The sequence below is a fragment of the Butyricicoccus porcorum genome, from assembly GCF_051246315.1.
In the GTDB taxonomy this organism is placed as follows: domain Bacteria; phylum Bacillota; class Clostridia; order Oscillospirales; family Butyricicoccaceae; genus Butyricicoccus_A; species Butyricicoccus_A porcorum.
This window is the reverse complement of sequence record NZ_CP178353.1, coordinates 770,992-787,580: the sequence shown is the minus strand read 5'-3', so window position 1 is coordinate 787,580 and position 16,589 is coordinate 770,992. Positions and strand designations below refer to the sequence as shown.

Here is a 16,589-nt window from a genome sequence, read left to right as displayed (position 1 = left end):
GGTTCGCCCCTTACATTTGCAGGAGGGTCATAGCATATGGCTGATAAAAGAGACTATTACGAGGTGCTTGGCGTCAGCAAGGGTGCGACCGATGACGAGATCAAAAAGGCGTACCGCAAGCTGGCAAAAAAATATCACCCCGATCTGAATAAAGATAACCCGGAAGCCGCAGACAAGTTCAAGGAAGCCGGAGAGGCATATGAAATCCTCTCCGACAAGGAGAAGCGCGCGCGTTACGACCAGTTTGGTTTCGCGGGTGTCGATCCGAACTATGGCGCAGGACAGGGCGCAGGCGGCTTCGGCGGCTTTGAAGACGTCGACCTCGGCGACATTTTCGGCAGCTTTTTCGGCGGCGGTTTCGGTGGTTCTTCGCGCCAGAGCCGCGCGAATGCACCGCGTCAGGGTGAGTCCATCCGCCGATCTGTCGTACTGAGCTTTGAGGAAGCGGTATTCGGCTGTGAAAAGGAAATCACGATTGACCGCGTCGAGAAGTGCACCGAATGCGGCGGCACGGGCGCGGAAAAGGGCTATACTCCGGAAACCTGTCCGACCTGTCACGGCACCGGCACGGTACAGCAGACCCAGAGAACGCCGTTCGGCGCATTCTCCAGCTCTTCGCCGTGCTCCAACTGCCGCGGCACGGGCAAGATCATCAAGAAGCCGTGTAAGAAGTGCCACGGTACCGGTACGGAGCGCCGTTCGCGCACGCTGAAGGTCTCCATCCCGGCGGGCATCGATGACGGTCAGAGTGTCGCACTGCGCGGTCAGGGCGGCGCAGGCACCAACGGCGGCCCGGCAGGCGATGTCATTGTCACCGTATCCATTCGTCCGCATCCGCTGTTCCAGCGCGATGGGTATGACGTATGGTGTGAGGTTCCGATTTCGTATGCACAGGCATGCCTCGGTGAAAAGCTGATTGTTCCGACGATTGACGGCAAGGTGGAATACAGCATGCCGGCAGGCACCCAGCCGGGTACCGTCTTCCGCATGCGCGGCAAGGGCATCCAGATGGTCAACGGGCGCGGCCGCGGCGACCAGTATGTCAAGGTCACGCTCGAGATACCGAAGAACCTGAACGACAAACAAAAGGAACTGCTGCGTGAGCTGGAGGACAGCGATACGCCGCAGAACCATCCGGGCCGCAAGTCGTTCCGCGACAAGATGAAGGATCTGTTCGGCAAAAAGGACTGATGACACAGCAAAAGCCGCCCACGACGGGCGGCTTTTTCGCGCGGCGAACCCCCGCTTTTTCCTACACAAAATTGACTTGTTTGTCCAAATATAGTACCATAGGGGTAAACTTACCCGGAGGAACATTCCCCGGGGAGAGAGGGAGGAAACATGATGAACAACAACGATTTCTTTGGGCAACAAAGCCCGTTTGGGGAAAATCCGTTTGGGCAGGGCCCGTTTGGGAATCAGCCGCCAAAGAAAAACTGGAAGGAACAGCTCCGCCAGTTCCGCGACAAAAAGAAGAATCACAAAAAACCGCAGGAGAAGACCAAAGCCAGCCGCATTGTGCTGACAGCCGTGCTGTTTGTCCTCCAGTTGCTGGTGCAGTTCTATGTCTCGCTGCCTGCGATCAATATTCAGAGCACAGGCTTCTGGGCGTTCGCAGGGGAAAACCTGCTTATCCTGATGGTGCTGACCAGTGCGCTGTGTAGGGGTTCGTTTGCGTCCAACCTGCGCCGGGTGTGCACGGCAGTGATCGGCGTTGGCGTTGTGGCCTTTTTTGCGCTGGCCCTGCTGTCCAGCCCGATTTTGCAGTCACATCAGTATGCATCGCTGATGCAGGATTCGATTGAACAGAAGCAAATCGAGGAATATACGCCGACGATTGACAATGTGCCGCTGCTGGACAAGGACAGCGCATCGCGTCTGGCAAACCGTGCGCTCGGTAATCTGGTCGATGAGGTCTCGCAGTTCGAGCTGTATGATACCTATCAGGTGACGGTTGCGGGTGCGCCGGTGCGCGTCCAGCCGCTGGATTATGTCGGCTTTGTCAAATGGTTTATGAACCGCAGCACCGGCATTCCGGCCTATATTACCGTCGATATGAAAACACAGAATACCAAAATTGTCCGGCTGGAAGACGGCAAGGGCATCAAATATTCCCAGCAGGCATATTTCAATGACAACCTGCTGCGGCATGTCCGGTTCAACTATCCATGTGACATGCTGGGCGACCCGCATTTTGAGCTGGATGAATCGGGCAATCCATATTGGGTTTACCCGGTGCTGGAGCATAAAATCATGCTGTTCAGCGGAACGGATGTCAAGGGTGTCATTACGGTCGACCCGGTGACGGGTGAATGCACGCGCTATGAACGGGGCGATATCCCCGACTGGATTGACAACGTATACAGCCCGCAAATTATCATGCAGCAGTATGACTGGTATGGCAGCTATCAGAACGGCTGGATCAACTCGGTGGTCGGTCAGAAGGGCGTTGTGCGCACGACAGAGGGTTATAACTACATCCCGAAGGGCAATGACCTGTATATTTACACCGGCGTGACTTCGGTTGTGAGCGATGAATCCAATATCGGCTTTATCTTTACCAATTTGCGCACGCGCGAAACGGAATTTTATGAAATCGCAGGCGCGGAGGAATTTTCCGCAATGGAGAGCGCAGAGGGCGTCGTACAGCACCTCAATTATGACGCGACCTTCCCGATTCTGCTGATGATCGAAGGCCAGCCGACGTATACCGTCGCGCTCAAGGACAATGCGGGACTGGTCAAGCAGTACGGCATGGTCAACATGGCACAGTATCAGATTGTCGCCACCGGTTCCACCATCAAGGACTGTCAGGCGAATTACCGCAAGCTGTTGGAGAGCAATGGCGCAGAGGTTACACAGTCCGCAACGGAGGAAATGACCGGCGTGATTGACGATGTCCGCACCGCGGTTATCAGCGGCACGACATATTATTATATCCGCTTGCAGGGTGGGGATGTGTATTATATCCTCAGCGCGGCGGACAACGAGCAGGCTGTCCTGCTGGGTACGGGCGATACCGTTACACTGAATGTTGAAACGGCAGACGAGGGCAAGCAGCTGCAAAAGGCAGGGCTGAAGGGTGCGACAGCGTCCGAGGCCGCACAGCCCGACCCGGAAGAAGAGAGTTCCGCCGAGCCGGACGAAACCGCAGGCGAAGCACAGCCGGAGGCATAACAGACGCGAAAAAAGCAGAGAATGGAGCGCTCCATTCTCTGCTTTTTGTATGTGCGGGCAAAATTATTTTGCCTTGACTTTAATCCACAGCTCGGAGAGCTTTTTCCGCAGCACTTCATTGTCGCGGAATACTTCATCCTTGTCGTAGCCGGAGCGCGGGATATACGCCTCATTGCCTTCATAAATGCCGCCTTCGCCGTAGGCATCCGCCATGACTTCCGCATTGGAGGACGTATAGCCGACCGTTTCCGTGTTGTCCATCGACGCGTCATACGTCAGGACATAGTTGATAAACAGGTTGGCAAGCTCGGGATTGGAGGCATTTTTCGGAATAACCATCGCATCACTCCAGATGTTTGTGCCCTGGTCGGGACAGTAATACCCCATATCCGGATTTTCCGACAGGATATAGGCTGCATCGCCGCTGTAGACAATGCCGATGTCCTTGATGCCGTTAATCATGTTGTCGATGATTTCATCGGTGACATAAACCGGCTTCATCGTGTTGTTGACGTTGCACAGCCATTCATATGCCGCATTGATCTCATCCTCGTTGTCGGTATTCATCGAATAGCCGAGCGCCTTGAGCGCCATCATGAAGGAATCGCGCTCGGAATCATAGAGATACAGTCTGCCGGCATATTTGGTGTCCGCGAGGATGTTCCAGCCTTCGCGCTCGAGGTCATCGCGGGAGACTGTGTTTTTGTTGTAGACGATGCCGACCGAGCCCCAGAAATACGGGATGGAATAGGTGTTGTCCGGGTCGTAATCCAGCCCGCGGCAGTCATCCGCCAGCAGATCGATGTTGGTGATAATCTCTTTGTCGAGCGGCTGGAGATAGTTTTCCTTTATCAGGCGTTCGATCATATAGTCGGACGGAATGAGTACGTCATAGCTGTCGCCCGCGCTGATCTTGGTGTACATCATCTCATTGGAATCGAAATATTCCATGATAACATGGCAGTCATATTCGTCCTCGAAATTATCAATGAGGTTTTCTCCGGTGTATTCGCCCCAGTTGTAAATTTTAAGCGTGTCGGAGCTGCCGGAGGTCTGGTTGGTGCCGTCAAATTCCGTGCCCGGGCCGCCGCAGCCGGTCAGCAGGCCGAGCAGCAGTGTACCGCTCAGGGCGGCGGAAAGCCATCTGTGTTTCATGCGGTTTCCTCCTTTTTGCGGCGCCCCATGGCGCGGTCGCGGATGATCGGAATCAGGTTGAACAGGATGAGCACCGCCGTGATGATGACGATAACCAGCGTGGAAATCGCATTGATGGACGGATTGATGCGCTTGGACATCGTGTAGACGAGAATCGAGATGTTCTGCACGCCGTTGCCCGTGACGAAATAGGAAATGACGAAGTCATCGAATGACATGGTGAAGGCAATCAGTGCACCGGAGACAATGCCCGGCATCAGCTGCGGGATAATCGCATGCCACAGCGCCTGCCAGGGATTTGCACCGAGATCGAGTGCCGCATCCGCGAGATTTGGATCGAGTGTGCGCAGCCGCGGCGTGATGGACAGCATGACATAGGGCGTACAGAATGCAACATGTGCGAGCAGCAGTGTGACGAAGCCCTTGCTGATTTCCATCGTTGCGAAGAACATCAGCAGACCGATGGCCGTGACGATATCCGGGTTCATAATCGGCAGGTCGTTAATCATACTGACAGCTGAGCGCAGCGGGCGGCTGCATTTGGACAGGCCGATGACTGTAATCGTGCCGATGATCGTCGAAAGAATGGTCGCCAGAATTGCGATGACAAATGTCATCCAGATTGCGTTCATGGTCGTGGACGAGGCGAACATCTTTTCATACCAGCGCAGGGAAAAGCCGGAAAAATGGGTCAGCGAACGCGATGAGTTGAACGAAAAGACGACGGTATACACAATCGGGATATAAAAGAACGCGATCACAGCTGCCAGAATGACGCGCGTCAGCGGAAATTTTTTCTTTTTCATACTTCAATCCCCCTGTTGCGGTCAAGTCGGCGGGTCAGGAACATGGACAGCATGATGATAATCGCCATGATGAGCGACAGTGCACTGCCGAAGCTCCAGTTGCCCGAGGTGAGAAACTGTGATTCAATGACATTGCCGATGAGGACATATTGTCCGCCGCCCAGCAGCTTCGGGATAAAGAAGGAGGATACAGCGGGCAGGAATACCAGCGTGATGCCGGAGACAATGCCCGGCACACTCATCGGCAGCGTGACCTTGAGAAATGCCTGTGTGCGGTTTGCACCGAGATCGCTTGCCGCCTCTAAAAATGACGGGTCCATTTTGGACAGCGAGGTGTGGATTTCCAGAATCATGAACGGAAGGAAGTTGTAAACCATGCCGAGTACAACGGCGAAATCGGTGTACATCATCTGGAGCGGGCCGATGCCGAACAGCCCGAGCAGATGGTTCAGCAGACCGTCATCCTGCAAAATGCCGACCCATGCATACGTGCGCACGAGCATGTTGATCCAGGTCGGCAGTGTGATGACGAGGATGAGGAAGGTGCTGCGTTTGCCCGCGCGCGCAATCGCATACGCCGCGGGATAGCCCAGAAGCAGACAGACAATGGTGGTCAGGATGGCGACGCGCAGCGAACGCAGCAGTACCTGGATGAACACCGCGTCGCTGAAAAAGCGCGCGAAATTTGCCAGCGTGAACTGTCCCTGAAAGAATGCCGTGCCCTCGACGGTGAACGCATATGCGATAATCAGCAGCATTGGGACGACGATGAGGACGGAAATCCAGGCGACATAGGGATAGGCCATCGAACGGAATTGTTTCATATGCTCACCCCTTCTTCATGATGTGCAGATCATCCGGTGTAAATTGCAGGCCGACGATGTCACCCGGCTCGGTGCGGTCGGTGGTGTCCACCTTGTATTCCATGCCCTGCGTGGCGAAGGTGATGTCATAGACGCCCGGCGTGATGGTTTCCCAGTCGAATGTGTAGATGACGTCGGTGATGCGGATGCGCGCGCCGTCGTCCTCCGGGGCGAGGCTCCATGCCGAAGCGTCCGCCCATACCATCAGGTCGTTGTCCAGCGTCATCGATTCCTTGATGTCATCGACCGATTTGGAGAAGTTTACGGCGTAAATTTCCTCCTGATATTCCTCCGACTGCACGCGGTTTGCATCCTCGACGATCATATCAACCGTGATGGAGGTGCCCGCCGCCGTGCGGAATGTCACCGGATAGCGGCCGTTTTCCGGGCGGATGGAGTAGGAAATCTTGCTGATGGACACGCCCCCTTCGGTGTCCTTTTTCCACGCCTGTGCATTTGCACGGGCGATGATTTTTGCGTCCGTCAGTTCCTCGACGTCCTCCGCGTCCAGATAGAAGCTGTCCGCATCGATCAGTTCGCCGGCTTCTTCGTTGACAACCGGCTGGTCGGTCGAGACATTCATCTTGACGGTGATCGATGTGCCGCGGCGTGTTTCAACGATGGTCTCATAGTGCACGCCCTTGAACAGGACGGATTTGACCGTGCCGCGCAGCTTGCCCTGTTCCGGCGGGACGATGTCGAGATCCTCCGGACGGATGACAACCTCGACCTCTTCGTTCGGCGCAAAGCCGGCGTCGACGCATTCAAATGGATGCCCGTCGAAAATGACGCGGCGGTCACACGGCATGACGCCGTCGACAATGTTGCTCTCGCCGATGAAGTTTGCGACATAGCGGTTGATCGGTTCGTTGTAAATATCGACCGGTGAGCCGATCTGCTGAATCGAGCCTTCCTTCATGACAACGATTTTGTCCGACATGGTCAGCGCCTCTTCCTGGTCATGCGTGACAAAGATGAACGTGATGCCGACCTCCTGCTGGATTTTTTTCAGCTCGCGCTGCATGTCCTTGCGCAGCTTGAGGTCGAGCGCGCCGAGCGGCTCGTCGAGCAGCAGCACCTTCGGCTCGTTGACCAGTGCGCGCGCAATGGCGACGCGCTGCTGCTGTCCGCCGGACATCTGGTTGATGCGGCGCTGTTCAAAGCCCGCAAGACCCACGAGGCGCAGCATACGGCTGACCTTCTGCTCGATGATATCCTTCGGTTCCTTTTTGAGATTCAGGCCGAAGGCGACGTTGTCATATACGTTGAGGTGCGGGAACAGCGCATATTTCTGGAATACGGTGTTGACCTCGCGCTTGTACGGCGGCAGGCCTGAAATGTCCTGGCCGTCAAAAATAACCTGCCCGTCATCGGCGTCCAGAAAGCCTGCAATGATGCGCAGCAGTGTGGTTTTGCCGCAGCCGGACGGGCCGAGCAGCGTGACAAATTCGTTTTCATAAATGTCCAGCGAGATGCCGTCGAGCACGCGCTGGCCGTCGAATTCCTTGACGATGTTTTTGATTTCAATCAGTTTGTTCATATCCCTCTCCTAACCCGGGCAGAAGGCTGCCCTAGAATAGCGGCGGGGTGCTGACCCACAGCACCTGTGCCGTTGTTTTTCTGTCGTTGCGAAGATAATGACCGCGTTTCCCGTCCAGATAGAAGGTTTCCCCCTTGTGGACGGTATAGGCGGCGGTATCGGTGACCAGTGTGACCGTGCCGGCGATCACATAGCCGAATTCCTCGCCGCCGTGCGGGCCGGACGGGAACGATTGTCCGCCCTGCGGCAGTTCGACGAGGATGGGCTCCATTTTATTTTTCTGGGTATTGGGCACGATCCAGCGGATGGTGCAGGCGTCGCGCGCGTCTTCAAAAAAATCCGCCTGCCCGAACACAATCTGTTCCTCCGGCGTGTCACTGAAAAATTCCGACAGCGATGAACCGAGCGCTTCGAGAATATCTGCGAGCGTCGCGATGGACGGACTGGTCAGGTCGCGCTCCAGCTGGGACAGGAAGCCTTTGGTCAGCTCGCAGCGGGAGGCAAGCTCTTCCAGCGTCAGCCCCTGCTGTGCACGCAGCCGCTTGATTTTTGAACCGATTTCCATTTTTTTGCCGGCATGCCGCCGGCGCGCCTCCTTTGCCTGTTCTTTACAAATACTAAACTTTTTATGCTTGTTTATCAAACTCGCAATACCTATTATACACATCCTGTGCGGGAGCGCAACAGTTTTTTACACCGAAACAGAAAAATTTCGGAATGGACTGCAAAAAATTGGTATAGCTCCGCGCATTTTGGGCCATACTGGGGGTACTGGAGGTGCTGAGATGAAAAAAACGAACGAAGCTGCGCGGTGGTGGAGTGAGGACAGGGGCTTTTACATGATTCTCCTGCTGTGTGTGCTGGCGGTTGCAGTGGCGGCCTATGTGCTGTTTGCGTCGCCGCAGACGGTGGAGGCAGATCCGATGGACGGATACCTGTATGAAGCGGATGACAGCGTGAGCGCATCCGAGCCGCTCGACCGCGTCCCGGCGATGGAAACCGAACCCGCAGAGGATACAGACGACAGTGCCGACGCGCAAGCTGCGGAAGCAGCTGCCGACACGGAGCAGGAGAAGGACGAGCCTGCGGAGCAGACCGCTGCCGCACCGACCTTCACGCCGCCGATGGATGCGGATGTATCGCATGCCTTTTCCGGCGATACACTGGAATACAATGAGACCACGCGCGACTGGCGCACACATGAGGGTGCAGATTATGCGGGCGAGGAGGGCGATGCCGTGCGCGCGATCGCCGACGGCACAGTGCTCCGCGTCGGTGACGACACCATTTATGGAAAATATGTCATCCTCAGCCATACGCAGGATATGAATAGCCTGTACGCGGGGCTGGATCACATCACGGTCTCCGAGGGCGACAGCGTGAAGGGCGGCGATCAACTCGCGGAGCTGGGCAGCCCGATGCCATTGGAGCAGGCGCTCGGCGTGCATTTGCATCTGGCTGTCACAAAGGAAGGCAACGCCGTTGATCCCGCAGGCCTGTTTTAATCGCCGCTTGTGCGCTGATACGTGTCAAATGAAAAATCTTTTGTGGATGTATTGACTTCTTCCGATACAATGCGTTATAATAATACCAGAATCGTTCAGAGATGGGCGATTTCAACAAAATCCAATTTTGTTTAAAGCACGGTCACATCCCCCAGATAGTGCTTTATATCATCCCCAATTTGCATGTTGTGTTTATCATCCCCCAAAACTTCCACGACATGCGGAAACGCCGAATGCCTCCCCGCATTCGGCGTTTCTTCTTTTTCCTCACCTGGGGAAAAGAGCAGAAAACAGCCCTTCCCGCACGGGAAGGGCTGTTGCGTTTATTGGACGATTATCTGCTCCATGACCGCGCCGATGGGCGCGTCAATCGTCAGGTTTGCACCGGTTGAGCGCTGGGTCTGTCCCTTATTGATGACGACGAGATTTTTGCCGTTGAAATAGTGGATCAGCCCCGCGGCGGGATAGACGGCAAGCGAGGTGCCGCCGATGATGAGCATATCCGCTTTGGCGAGATGACGCACGCTGTCGTTGAGTGTCTGTTCGTCGAGCGATTCCTCATACAGCACGACATCCGGCTTGAGTGTGCCGCCGCATTCGCATTTGGGCACGCCGCCGCACTGTTTGACATAGTGTGCATCGTAGAACTTACCGCAGCGCTGACAGTAGTTGCGGTGTACCGAACCGTGCAGCTCAAGCACGGTTTTGCTTCCGGCTGCCTGATGCAGCCCGTCGATGTTTTGGGTGATGACGGCGGTCAGCTTGCCGGCCTGTTCCAGTTCCGCCAGCTTGCGGTGCGCGGCGTTCGGCTTCGCGTCCAGCGCGAGCATCTTATCCTGATAGAACCGGTAAAATTCCTCCGGCTGCGACACGAAAAAGGAGTGGCTGAGGATGGTTTCCGGCGGGAATTTGTATTTCTGGTTGTACAGGCCGTCAACACTGCGGAAATCCGGGATTCCGCTTTCCGTGGAAACACCTGCGCCGCCGAAAAAGACGATGCGCTTTGATTCGTCAATCATCTGCTGTAAGGCAGCAATTTGCTTTTGAAGATCCATAAATAGCCTCCTTTTCCGAAACATGTGTTGGTTTACTTGACGATGGAAACGGTATTTTCCGCGCGCTCGTGCACATTGGCCGGTGCGGCAGCATAGCCGAGCGAAGCGGCGGCGTTGACAATATGTGTTTCCGGCACGCCGAACTCCGTCAGCAGTGCACGAACCTCGGGCGCGTCACAGGTGTCGCGCACCTGATTGATCCAGCAGCTGCCCAGGCCGAGCGAGGTGGCAGCCAGCAGGACATTTTCCTGTGCGGCCGCGCCGTCGAGCATGCTGTTGCGGTTGTCGCGCTCGCCGGAAACAATAAAGAATGCAGTCGGCGCGTAGAAATTGTAATTCGCCGGACGGTTGTCCGCCTTGCGGATGGCAGCAGCGAGCTGCTGAATTTTTTCGGTATCGGTAATCAGTGTGAAATGCCAGGTCTGTTTGTTCATGCCGGACGGCGCCCAGACAGCGGCAGTAATCAGATCGTCCAGCTTTTCCTGTTCAATCGGCTGGTCGGTAAAGCTGCGGCAGGAATGGCGGTCGAGCATATTCTGAATGATAGCGTTCATGGAAACAACACTCCTTTGGGAAAAGTTAATTCTGCTTTCAGTATAATGCACTGCGCCGCCGGATGCAAGGGCTCAGACCGGCATCGCCCTCCGCACGCTAAAATTGCGGGCGCAACCATGCGGAAAGCCATTGCCCGCCGATGTGCCGCGTGATATAATAAAATACTGATATGGCGGCACGGATTGTCCACCGTGTTCCGGTCGGACAGGCGCGCGGCAGCCGCAAAATCGGACAAAATTTCCGAAATATGACGGATTTTTTTGATTCGGCCAGGTGTCCGCCATATTTCCGGATATGTAAATTTATGAGATCATGCGGCAGGCAGCCCACCCTGGACTGCCGGGCGCGGAAAACGAGGGGATTTCACGATGTATCAAAAGGTGTTCAAACGGCTGCTCGATATCGTGCTGTCGCTTTGCGGGTTGGTCTGCCTGTCGTGGCTGTATCTGATTTTAATCGTTGCGGTCAAAATCGACGATCCCGGCCCGGCTTTTTTTTCACAGAAGCGCGTCGGCAAAGACGGGACATATTTTCAATTACATAAATTCCGCAGCATGAAGATGAGCACGCCGCACGATGTACCGACCCATCTGCTGGAAAACCCGGAGAGCTACATCACCCGGGTGGGCGCATTTCTGCGCAAGTCCAGCCTGGATGAGCTGCCGCAGATTTGGGATATCTTTGTCGGGCATATGTCAATCATCGGCCCGCGCCCGGCGCTGTGGAACCAGTATGACCTGATTGCGGAGCGCGACCGGTACGGCGCAAATGCCGTCCGCCCGGGTCTGACCGGCTGGGCACAGATTCACGGCCGCGATGAACTGGCGATTGACGAAAAGGCGCGGCTGGACGGCTATTATGTCGAGCATCTGAGCTTTGGCATGGATGTGAAATGCTTCTTTGGCACGATTTTCTCCGTCCTCCGACAGGATGGCGTTGTGGAGGGCGGCACGGGTGCCATCGGGGACAGGGAGAATGGAAAATGAAAAAAATTCTGATCCTGACCAACCATTCGTATATGCTGTGGCGGTTCCGCCGCGAGCTGATTCAGGAGCTGGCAAAGGAGCATGAGGTCGTCCTCAGCATGCCGTTTGTCGGGCATGAGGACGACTTTCAGGCGCTGGGCCTGCGCTGTATCGACACCAAAATCGACCGGCGCGGCATCAATCCCGCGACCGACAGCCGGCTGATTGCGGCATACTGCAGGCTGCTGCGGCGCGAGAAGCCCGATCTGGTCATCACCTATTCCATCAAGCCGAATATCTATGGCGGGCTGCTGTGCGGCGCGATGGGTATCCCGTTCTGCGCAAACGTACAGGGATTGGGTACCGCTTTTCAGAAGCCGGGACTGGCGCAGTTCGTGACGCTGCTCTATCGGCTGGCATTCAAAAAAGTCCGCACGGTATTTTTTGAAAACACGGGTAACGCGGCGGAATTTCAGGCGCGCCGCATTATTCCGCAGGAAAAACAAACTATTTTGCACGGCGCGGGCATCAATCTGGAGCAATACGCTGCACAGCCGTATCCTGCACAGGAAATGGTTCATTTCCTGTATCTGGGTCGCATCATGAAGGAAAAGGGCATGGATGAGCTGTTCGCGGCGGCGCAGAAGCTGCATGCGGAGCAGCCGGGGTTTGTACTCGATCTGGTCGGCTTTTTTGAAGACGAATACAAGCAGCAGGTGACACAGTTGGAGCAGGAAGGCGTCGTGGTTTTCCACGGCTTTCAGCGGGAGCCGCGCCCGTTTTATGCGGCGGCAGACTGCGTTGTCCTGCCGAGCTGGCATGAGGGCATGAGCAACGTCCTGCTGGAGGCGGCAGCCACCGGCAGACCGGTGATTACCAGTGATATTCCGGGCTGCCGCGAAGCGGTGGATGACGGGGTATCCGGCATTCTGGTGCCGGTGCGCGACAGAGAAGCGCTGTATCAGGCGATGAAGCGCATGCTCGGCATGTCCGCAGATGCGCGTGCCCGGATGGGGCGCGCGGGACACCGGAAGATGGAACAGGAATTCCGCAAGGAAGCTGTCGTTGCGGAGACCATCCGCGCGCTGGGACTGGGGATCCGGGAGGAAGTGCGATGAGGACGTACAGGAAACTCTGGATTGCCGCAGCGGTGGTGCTGGTGTTTGCCGCACTGGCTGTCGCCTGCGCGGCGGAGCTGAACCGGTCGGCGCACAGCCTGACGGTGACGAATTACCGGATCCCGACCCGGAAGCTGGACACGCCGGTGCGCATTGTCCAGCTGACCGACCTGCACAACAGTGTGTTTGGAGAACACAACGCGGAGCTGGTGGACACCGTAAACGCGCAAAACCCGGATCTGATTGTCATTACGGGCGATTTACTCGATGCCGGCAGTGCGGATACGGACATTGCCACGGATCTGATCGCACAGCTGTCTGTCATCGCTCCGGTCTATGTCTCACTGGGCAATCATGAACTGGAACACGAACAGACTTACGGGACGGATGTGACGGCGTTGTATGAAAACGCCGGTGCGATTGTGCTCGACCTTTCATATGCCGATATCACGGTCAACGAACAGTCCTTTCGACTGGGCGGTATCTATGGCTACTGCCTGCCGGAGCAATATCTCGACACCGGGGAGGCGGACGAAGAGGAATGCGCGTTCCTGCGCGATTTTCAGGACACGGATTTGTACACCGTCCTGCTGTGCCATATGCCCGCCTGCTGGATTGTCAACGACGGCATCAACGCATGGGAGATCGATTGTGTGTTTGCGGGGCATGCACATGGCGGACAGATTCGCCTGCCATTGATTGGCGGCCTGTGGGCACCGGATCAGGGCTGGTTCCCCGGACAGGAAGCCGGTTTATATTACGCTGACGATCAGCAAAAGGTCATGGTGCTGTCCCGCGGACTGGGCAGCACGGAAAAAATCCCCCGGTTCAACAACATCCCGGAGGTCGTCACGACAGAATGCATTCCCGCGGAATAGGAGCTGTATGAATACAAATGAAACACGCTTTCTGCACGCACTGAAGGCGTCCCTTGAAAATCAGACCGTCGAATGGACGGATGAACTGTCGCCGCAGGACTGGGCTGCCCTGTTCCGGCTGGCAGATGCGCACCGCGTCCTGCCAATGGTCTATGAGGCGGTATACCGCAGCCCAACGGCACAGCAGGCCGATCCGCAGCAGTTCCGGGCGATAAAACGGCGTACCGTGCAGGCAGTTATGCTGCAAACCATTCGGACAAGTGAATTCCTGCGGCTGTCTGTGCATCTCGCGCAGGCAGGGGTTACGCCGTGTGTAGTCAAGGGGATTGTATGCCGCAGCCTGTACCCGAAACCGGACTGCCGTATGTCCGGCGATGAGGATGTACTCATTCCGGCAGAGCAGTTTCAGCTGTGCCATGAGGCGCTGCTGGCATATGGCATGACACCCTGTCAGCCGGAGCAGGTGCCGGACGATGCATATGAGGTGTCGTATGCAAAGCCGGGCAGCCCGCTGTATCTTGAAGTGCACAAAAGTCTGTTCCCACCGGATTCTGAGGCATATGGCACGCTCAATCAGCTGTTTGCCGGTGCGTCAGAGCGGATGACGGAGTTGACCGTACAGGACACAGTACTCACCACCATGGGGCATACAGACCATCTGTTGTATCTCATCTGCCATGCCTTCAAGCATTTTTTACACAGTGGCTTCGGCGTGCGGCAGGTGTGTGATATCGCGCTGTTTGCCAATGCCTATGGCGCGGACATCGACTGGCAGCGGCTGCTGCACAGTTGTGAGCAGATCCATGCGGTACCGTTTGCCGCAGCACTGTTCCGCATCGGGCAAATGTACCTGACGTTTGACCCGGAACAGGCATGTTACCCGGCGGCATGGCAGGCTATTTCCGTCGATGAGACCGCCATGCTGGAGGATATGCTGGCGAGCGGCATTTATGGTGATGCCAGCATGAGCCGCAAGCACAGCAGCAATATGACGCTCGATGCAGTTTCTGCCGACCAGCGCGGCAAAAAAGCCGGTCAGACGGTGCTCAAATCGCTGTTTCCCGCGCCGGGCAAGCTGGAACGGCGCTATCCATATCTGAAAAAACACCCGTATCTTGTGCCTGCCGCGTGGGCAGACCGTCTTCTGCATTACCGAAAGGAGATCAAAACAGGTGCGGACAATCAGGCGATGGAGGCGGTGCGCATCGGCAACCGGCGCATCGCGCTGCTCCGACAATACGGCATTATCAAATAGGCAAAAACAGATACTCCCGGCGTGCAGCGCCGGGAGCTTTTTGTGTGCGCTTGTCATGTCCGCGCACATGCACTATAATACTATCATATGATACTTGAATCAGACGACAGGAGGAACGGAAATGAGCATGGATCAGCAGGCGCGTGCGCTGTGGCAGCGGGTGAAAGCGCCGCAAAAGGCCGCGTTTTTCAGCTGCTTTGTGACAGGCTATCTTGTGCATCTCTATGCATTTACCAATACCATTCCCAATTCGGACGGGCTTGACCGCGTCTATGACACCCAGCAGATGACGATTTCCGGCAGGTGGTTCCTGCATTTCGTATCGGCACTCAATGATTACACACAGATGCCGGCGGCAATCGGATTGCTGTCCCTGTTGTTCCTGAGCCTGGCGGCGGTGTTGGTGACGGCGCTTCTGTCGTTCAGAAGCAGCGTACTCGCCGGGCTGGCGGGCGCACTGATGGCGGCATTCCCGTGCACCGGGTACATGTTCCTGTATATGTTCACAGCATCCGCGTACAGCGTTGCGATTTTCCTCGCAGTGTTGTCAGTCTGGCTCGCCGCACGGCGGGGAAGGGGCGGCTGGCTGCTCGGTATTCTGTGCCTTGCCTGCTCGATGGGTATTTATCAGGCATATGTCACGGTTGCGATTTCGCTGTCGCTGCTGCTTGTGCTGCGGGAAACGCTGCGGCCAAAGGCGCAGCGTCAGAAGACAATCGCCTTCGGCGTGCGCATGGCGGCCTATCTTGCTGCGGGTGCGGTGCTGTATTACGCCATCCTGATGATCTTTCTCAAGGTCAAGCATCTCACCCTGCTGTCCTATCTGGGCATGGATGCGGCCAGCTCCGGGTATCCGTTTGCACAGCTTCCCCGGCTGCTGCTGTCGACGTATGCACAGGTTGTTCAGTTCTTTTTCTGTGCGGGTGCGGATAACACCTTTGCCAATGGCTTTCTCGTCGCGGTGGACATTCTGGCACTGTTGGCCGGTGTGTATTTCCTCGTGCGGTATGTGACAGACCGAACGCTGCACCGGGACGGCTGGCGCATTGCCATTGCCGCCGCGATGCTCGCGCTGCTGCCGCTCGGCATGAATTTTGGGCAGCTGCTCAGCCCGTTTTCCACACCGACACCGCTGATGAAATATTCCTTTGTCACGGTGTACCTGCTGGTATTATTTGCCGCCGATCTGTGCGACAGCAGACAGCCGGGCTGGCATGCGGGCGCGCTGGCGGCGGGCACAGCGGCCTTGCTACTGTTGTTCTGCCTCAATACAGACAACCTGCTGTACACCGCTTCCGCGCAGGCACACCGCGCAACGGAGAGCTATGCGACGCGGCTTCTGGCGCGCATTGAGAGCTGTCCGGGCTATGAAACCGGCATGGAAATCGTCATCATCGGCACGATACCGGAGGAACAGCTCTGCGCAGATATTCCGAGCTATGCGCAGGTGCGGCATTACAGCGTGCCGGAAAACTCCGCGCTGCTGCGCAACAAGCACCTCTATTATTACCTGAACAACTGGCTCAATTTCCCGGCGGAGGAGCCGGACGAGGAAACCATGATTTCCGTTTCCGCGTCGGAGGAATTTGCCGACATGCCGCTGTATCCGGCGCAGGGCAGCGTGCAGGTGGTGGACGGGCGCGTTGTCGTCAAGCTGCGCGACAGCTACACGCCCAAGGAAGACTATGAAATTGCCTACGAACAGCGCAGATAAACG

14 protein-coding genes and 1 pseudogene are annotated in these 16,589 nt (G+C 56.3%); 8 read left to right on the top strand and 7 right to left on the bottom strand.

The window, feature by feature from the left end:
- Positions 1-36 precede the first annotated feature (36 nt).
- Together dnaJ and ACLM7Z_RS03805 are read left to right on the top strand one after the other, a co-directional pair.
- On the top strand, positions 37-1,191 hold the full coding sequence (dnaJ, locus tag ACLM7Z_RS03810) for a molecular chaperone DnaJ (RefSeq protein WP_087016901.1): 1,155 nt from the start codon (positions 37-39) through the stop codon (positions 1,189-1,191).
- 150 nt (positions 1,192-1,341) lie between these two features.
- Positions 1,342-3,177, top strand: coding sequence for a CvpA family protein (locus ACLM7Z_RS03805; protein ID WP_133058239.1), 1,836 nt, complete (start codon positions 1,342-1,344; stop codon positions 3,175-3,177).
- A gap of 63 nt (positions 3,178-3,240) precedes the next feature.
- Here ACLM7Z_RS03805 and ACLM7Z_RS03800 read toward each other — a convergent pair whose 3' ends face one another.
- The 5 genes and pseudogenes from ACLM7Z_RS03800 to ACLM7Z_RS03780 all read right to left on the bottom strand — a co-directional run bounded on the left by ACLM7Z_RS03800 (position 3,241) and on the right by ACLM7Z_RS03780 (position 8,106).
- Positions 3,241-4,332: an ABC transporter substrate-binding protein gene (locus ACLM7Z_RS03800; RefSeq protein WP_165760996.1), complete on the bottom strand. Its 1,092-nt coding sequence runs from the start codon at positions 4,330-4,332 to the stop codon at positions 3,241-3,243.
- On the bottom strand, positions 4,329-5,138 hold the full coding sequence (locus ACLM7Z_RS03795; protein ID WP_165760995.1) for an ABC transporter permease: 810 nt from the start codon (positions 5,136-5,138) through the stop codon (positions 4,329-4,331). Before ACLM7Z_RS03795 ends, ACLM7Z_RS03800 begins: the two co-directional genes overlap by 4 nt.
- Positions 5,135-5,962 (bottom strand): ABC transporter permease, encoded by an 828-nt coding sequence (locus ACLM7Z_RS03790; protein ID WP_087016897.1) that lies wholly within the window; start codon positions 5,960-5,962, stop codon positions 5,135-5,137. Before ACLM7Z_RS03790 ends, ACLM7Z_RS03795 begins: the two co-directional genes overlap by 4 nt.
- A gap of 631 nt (positions 5,963-6,593) precedes the next feature.
- Positions 6,594-7,541 (bottom strand): annotated as a pseudogene (locus ACLM7Z_RS03785) (ABC transporter ATP-binding protein); the annotation flags it as partial.
- A gap of 31 nt (positions 7,542-7,572) precedes the next feature.
- A complete protein-coding gene (locus ACLM7Z_RS03780; RefSeq protein ID WP_087016893.1) occupies positions 7,573-8,106 on the bottom strand; it encodes a helix-turn-helix domain-containing protein in 534 nt (177 codons plus the stop codon).
- Between the two features lie 220 nt (positions 8,107-8,326).
- Between ACLM7Z_RS03780 and ACLM7Z_RS03775 the strand changes: the two genes are divergently transcribed.
- Positions 8,327-9,046, top strand: coding sequence for a peptidoglycan DD-metalloendopeptidase family protein (locus ACLM7Z_RS03775; protein ID WP_435645604.1), 720 nt, complete (start codon positions 8,327-8,329; stop codon positions 9,044-9,046).
- A gap of 323 nt (positions 9,047-9,369) precedes the next feature.
- On the opposite strand, the gene ACLM7Z_RS03770 is transcribed toward ACLM7Z_RS03775, so the two are convergent.
- Positions 9,370-10,101, bottom strand: coding sequence for an NAD-dependent protein deacylase (locus ACLM7Z_RS03770; protein ID WP_435645603.1), 732 nt, complete (start codon positions 10,099-10,101; stop codon positions 9,370-9,372).
- 32 nt (positions 10,102-10,133) lie between these two features.
- Complete coding sequence (locus ACLM7Z_RS03765; protein ID WP_435645602.1) at positions 10,134-10,655, bottom strand: nitroreductase family protein; 522 nt, start codon at positions 10,653-10,655, stop codon at positions 10,134-10,136.
- 369 nt (positions 10,656-11,024) lie between these two features.
- Between ACLM7Z_RS03765 and ACLM7Z_RS03760 the strand changes: the two genes are divergently transcribed.
- From ACLM7Z_RS03760 to ACLM7Z_RS03740, 5 genes are all read left to right on the top strand, one after another.
- Positions 11,025-11,642: a sugar transferase gene (locus ACLM7Z_RS03760; protein ID WP_087016885.1), complete on the top strand. Its 618-nt coding sequence runs from the start codon at positions 11,025-11,027 to the stop codon at positions 11,640-11,642.
- A complete protein-coding gene (locus ACLM7Z_RS03755; protein ID WP_435645601.1) occupies positions 11,639-12,739 on the top strand; it encodes a glycosyltransferase family 4 protein in 1,101 nt (366 codons plus the stop codon). Before ACLM7Z_RS03760 ends, ACLM7Z_RS03755 begins: the two co-directional genes overlap by 4 nt.
- A complete protein-coding gene (locus tag ACLM7Z_RS03750; RefSeq protein ID WP_087016881.1) occupies positions 12,736-13,617 on the top strand; it encodes a metallophosphoesterase in 882 nt (293 codons plus the stop codon). The genes ACLM7Z_RS03755 and ACLM7Z_RS03750 overlap by 4 nt, the downstream gene beginning before the upstream one ends.
- 7 nt (positions 13,618-13,624) lie before the next feature.
- Positions 13,625-14,872, top strand: coding sequence for a nucleotidyltransferase domain-containing protein (locus ACLM7Z_RS03745; protein ID WP_087016879.1), 1,248 nt, complete (start codon positions 13,625-13,627; stop codon positions 14,870-14,872).
- Positions 14,873-14,993: 121 nt separating this feature from the next.
- A complete protein-coding gene (locus ACLM7Z_RS03740; RefSeq protein ID WP_435645600.1) occupies positions 14,994-16,586 on the top strand; it encodes a glucosyltransferase domain-containing protein in 1,593 nt (530 codons plus the stop codon).
- Positions 16,587-16,589: the final 3 nt, after the last annotated feature.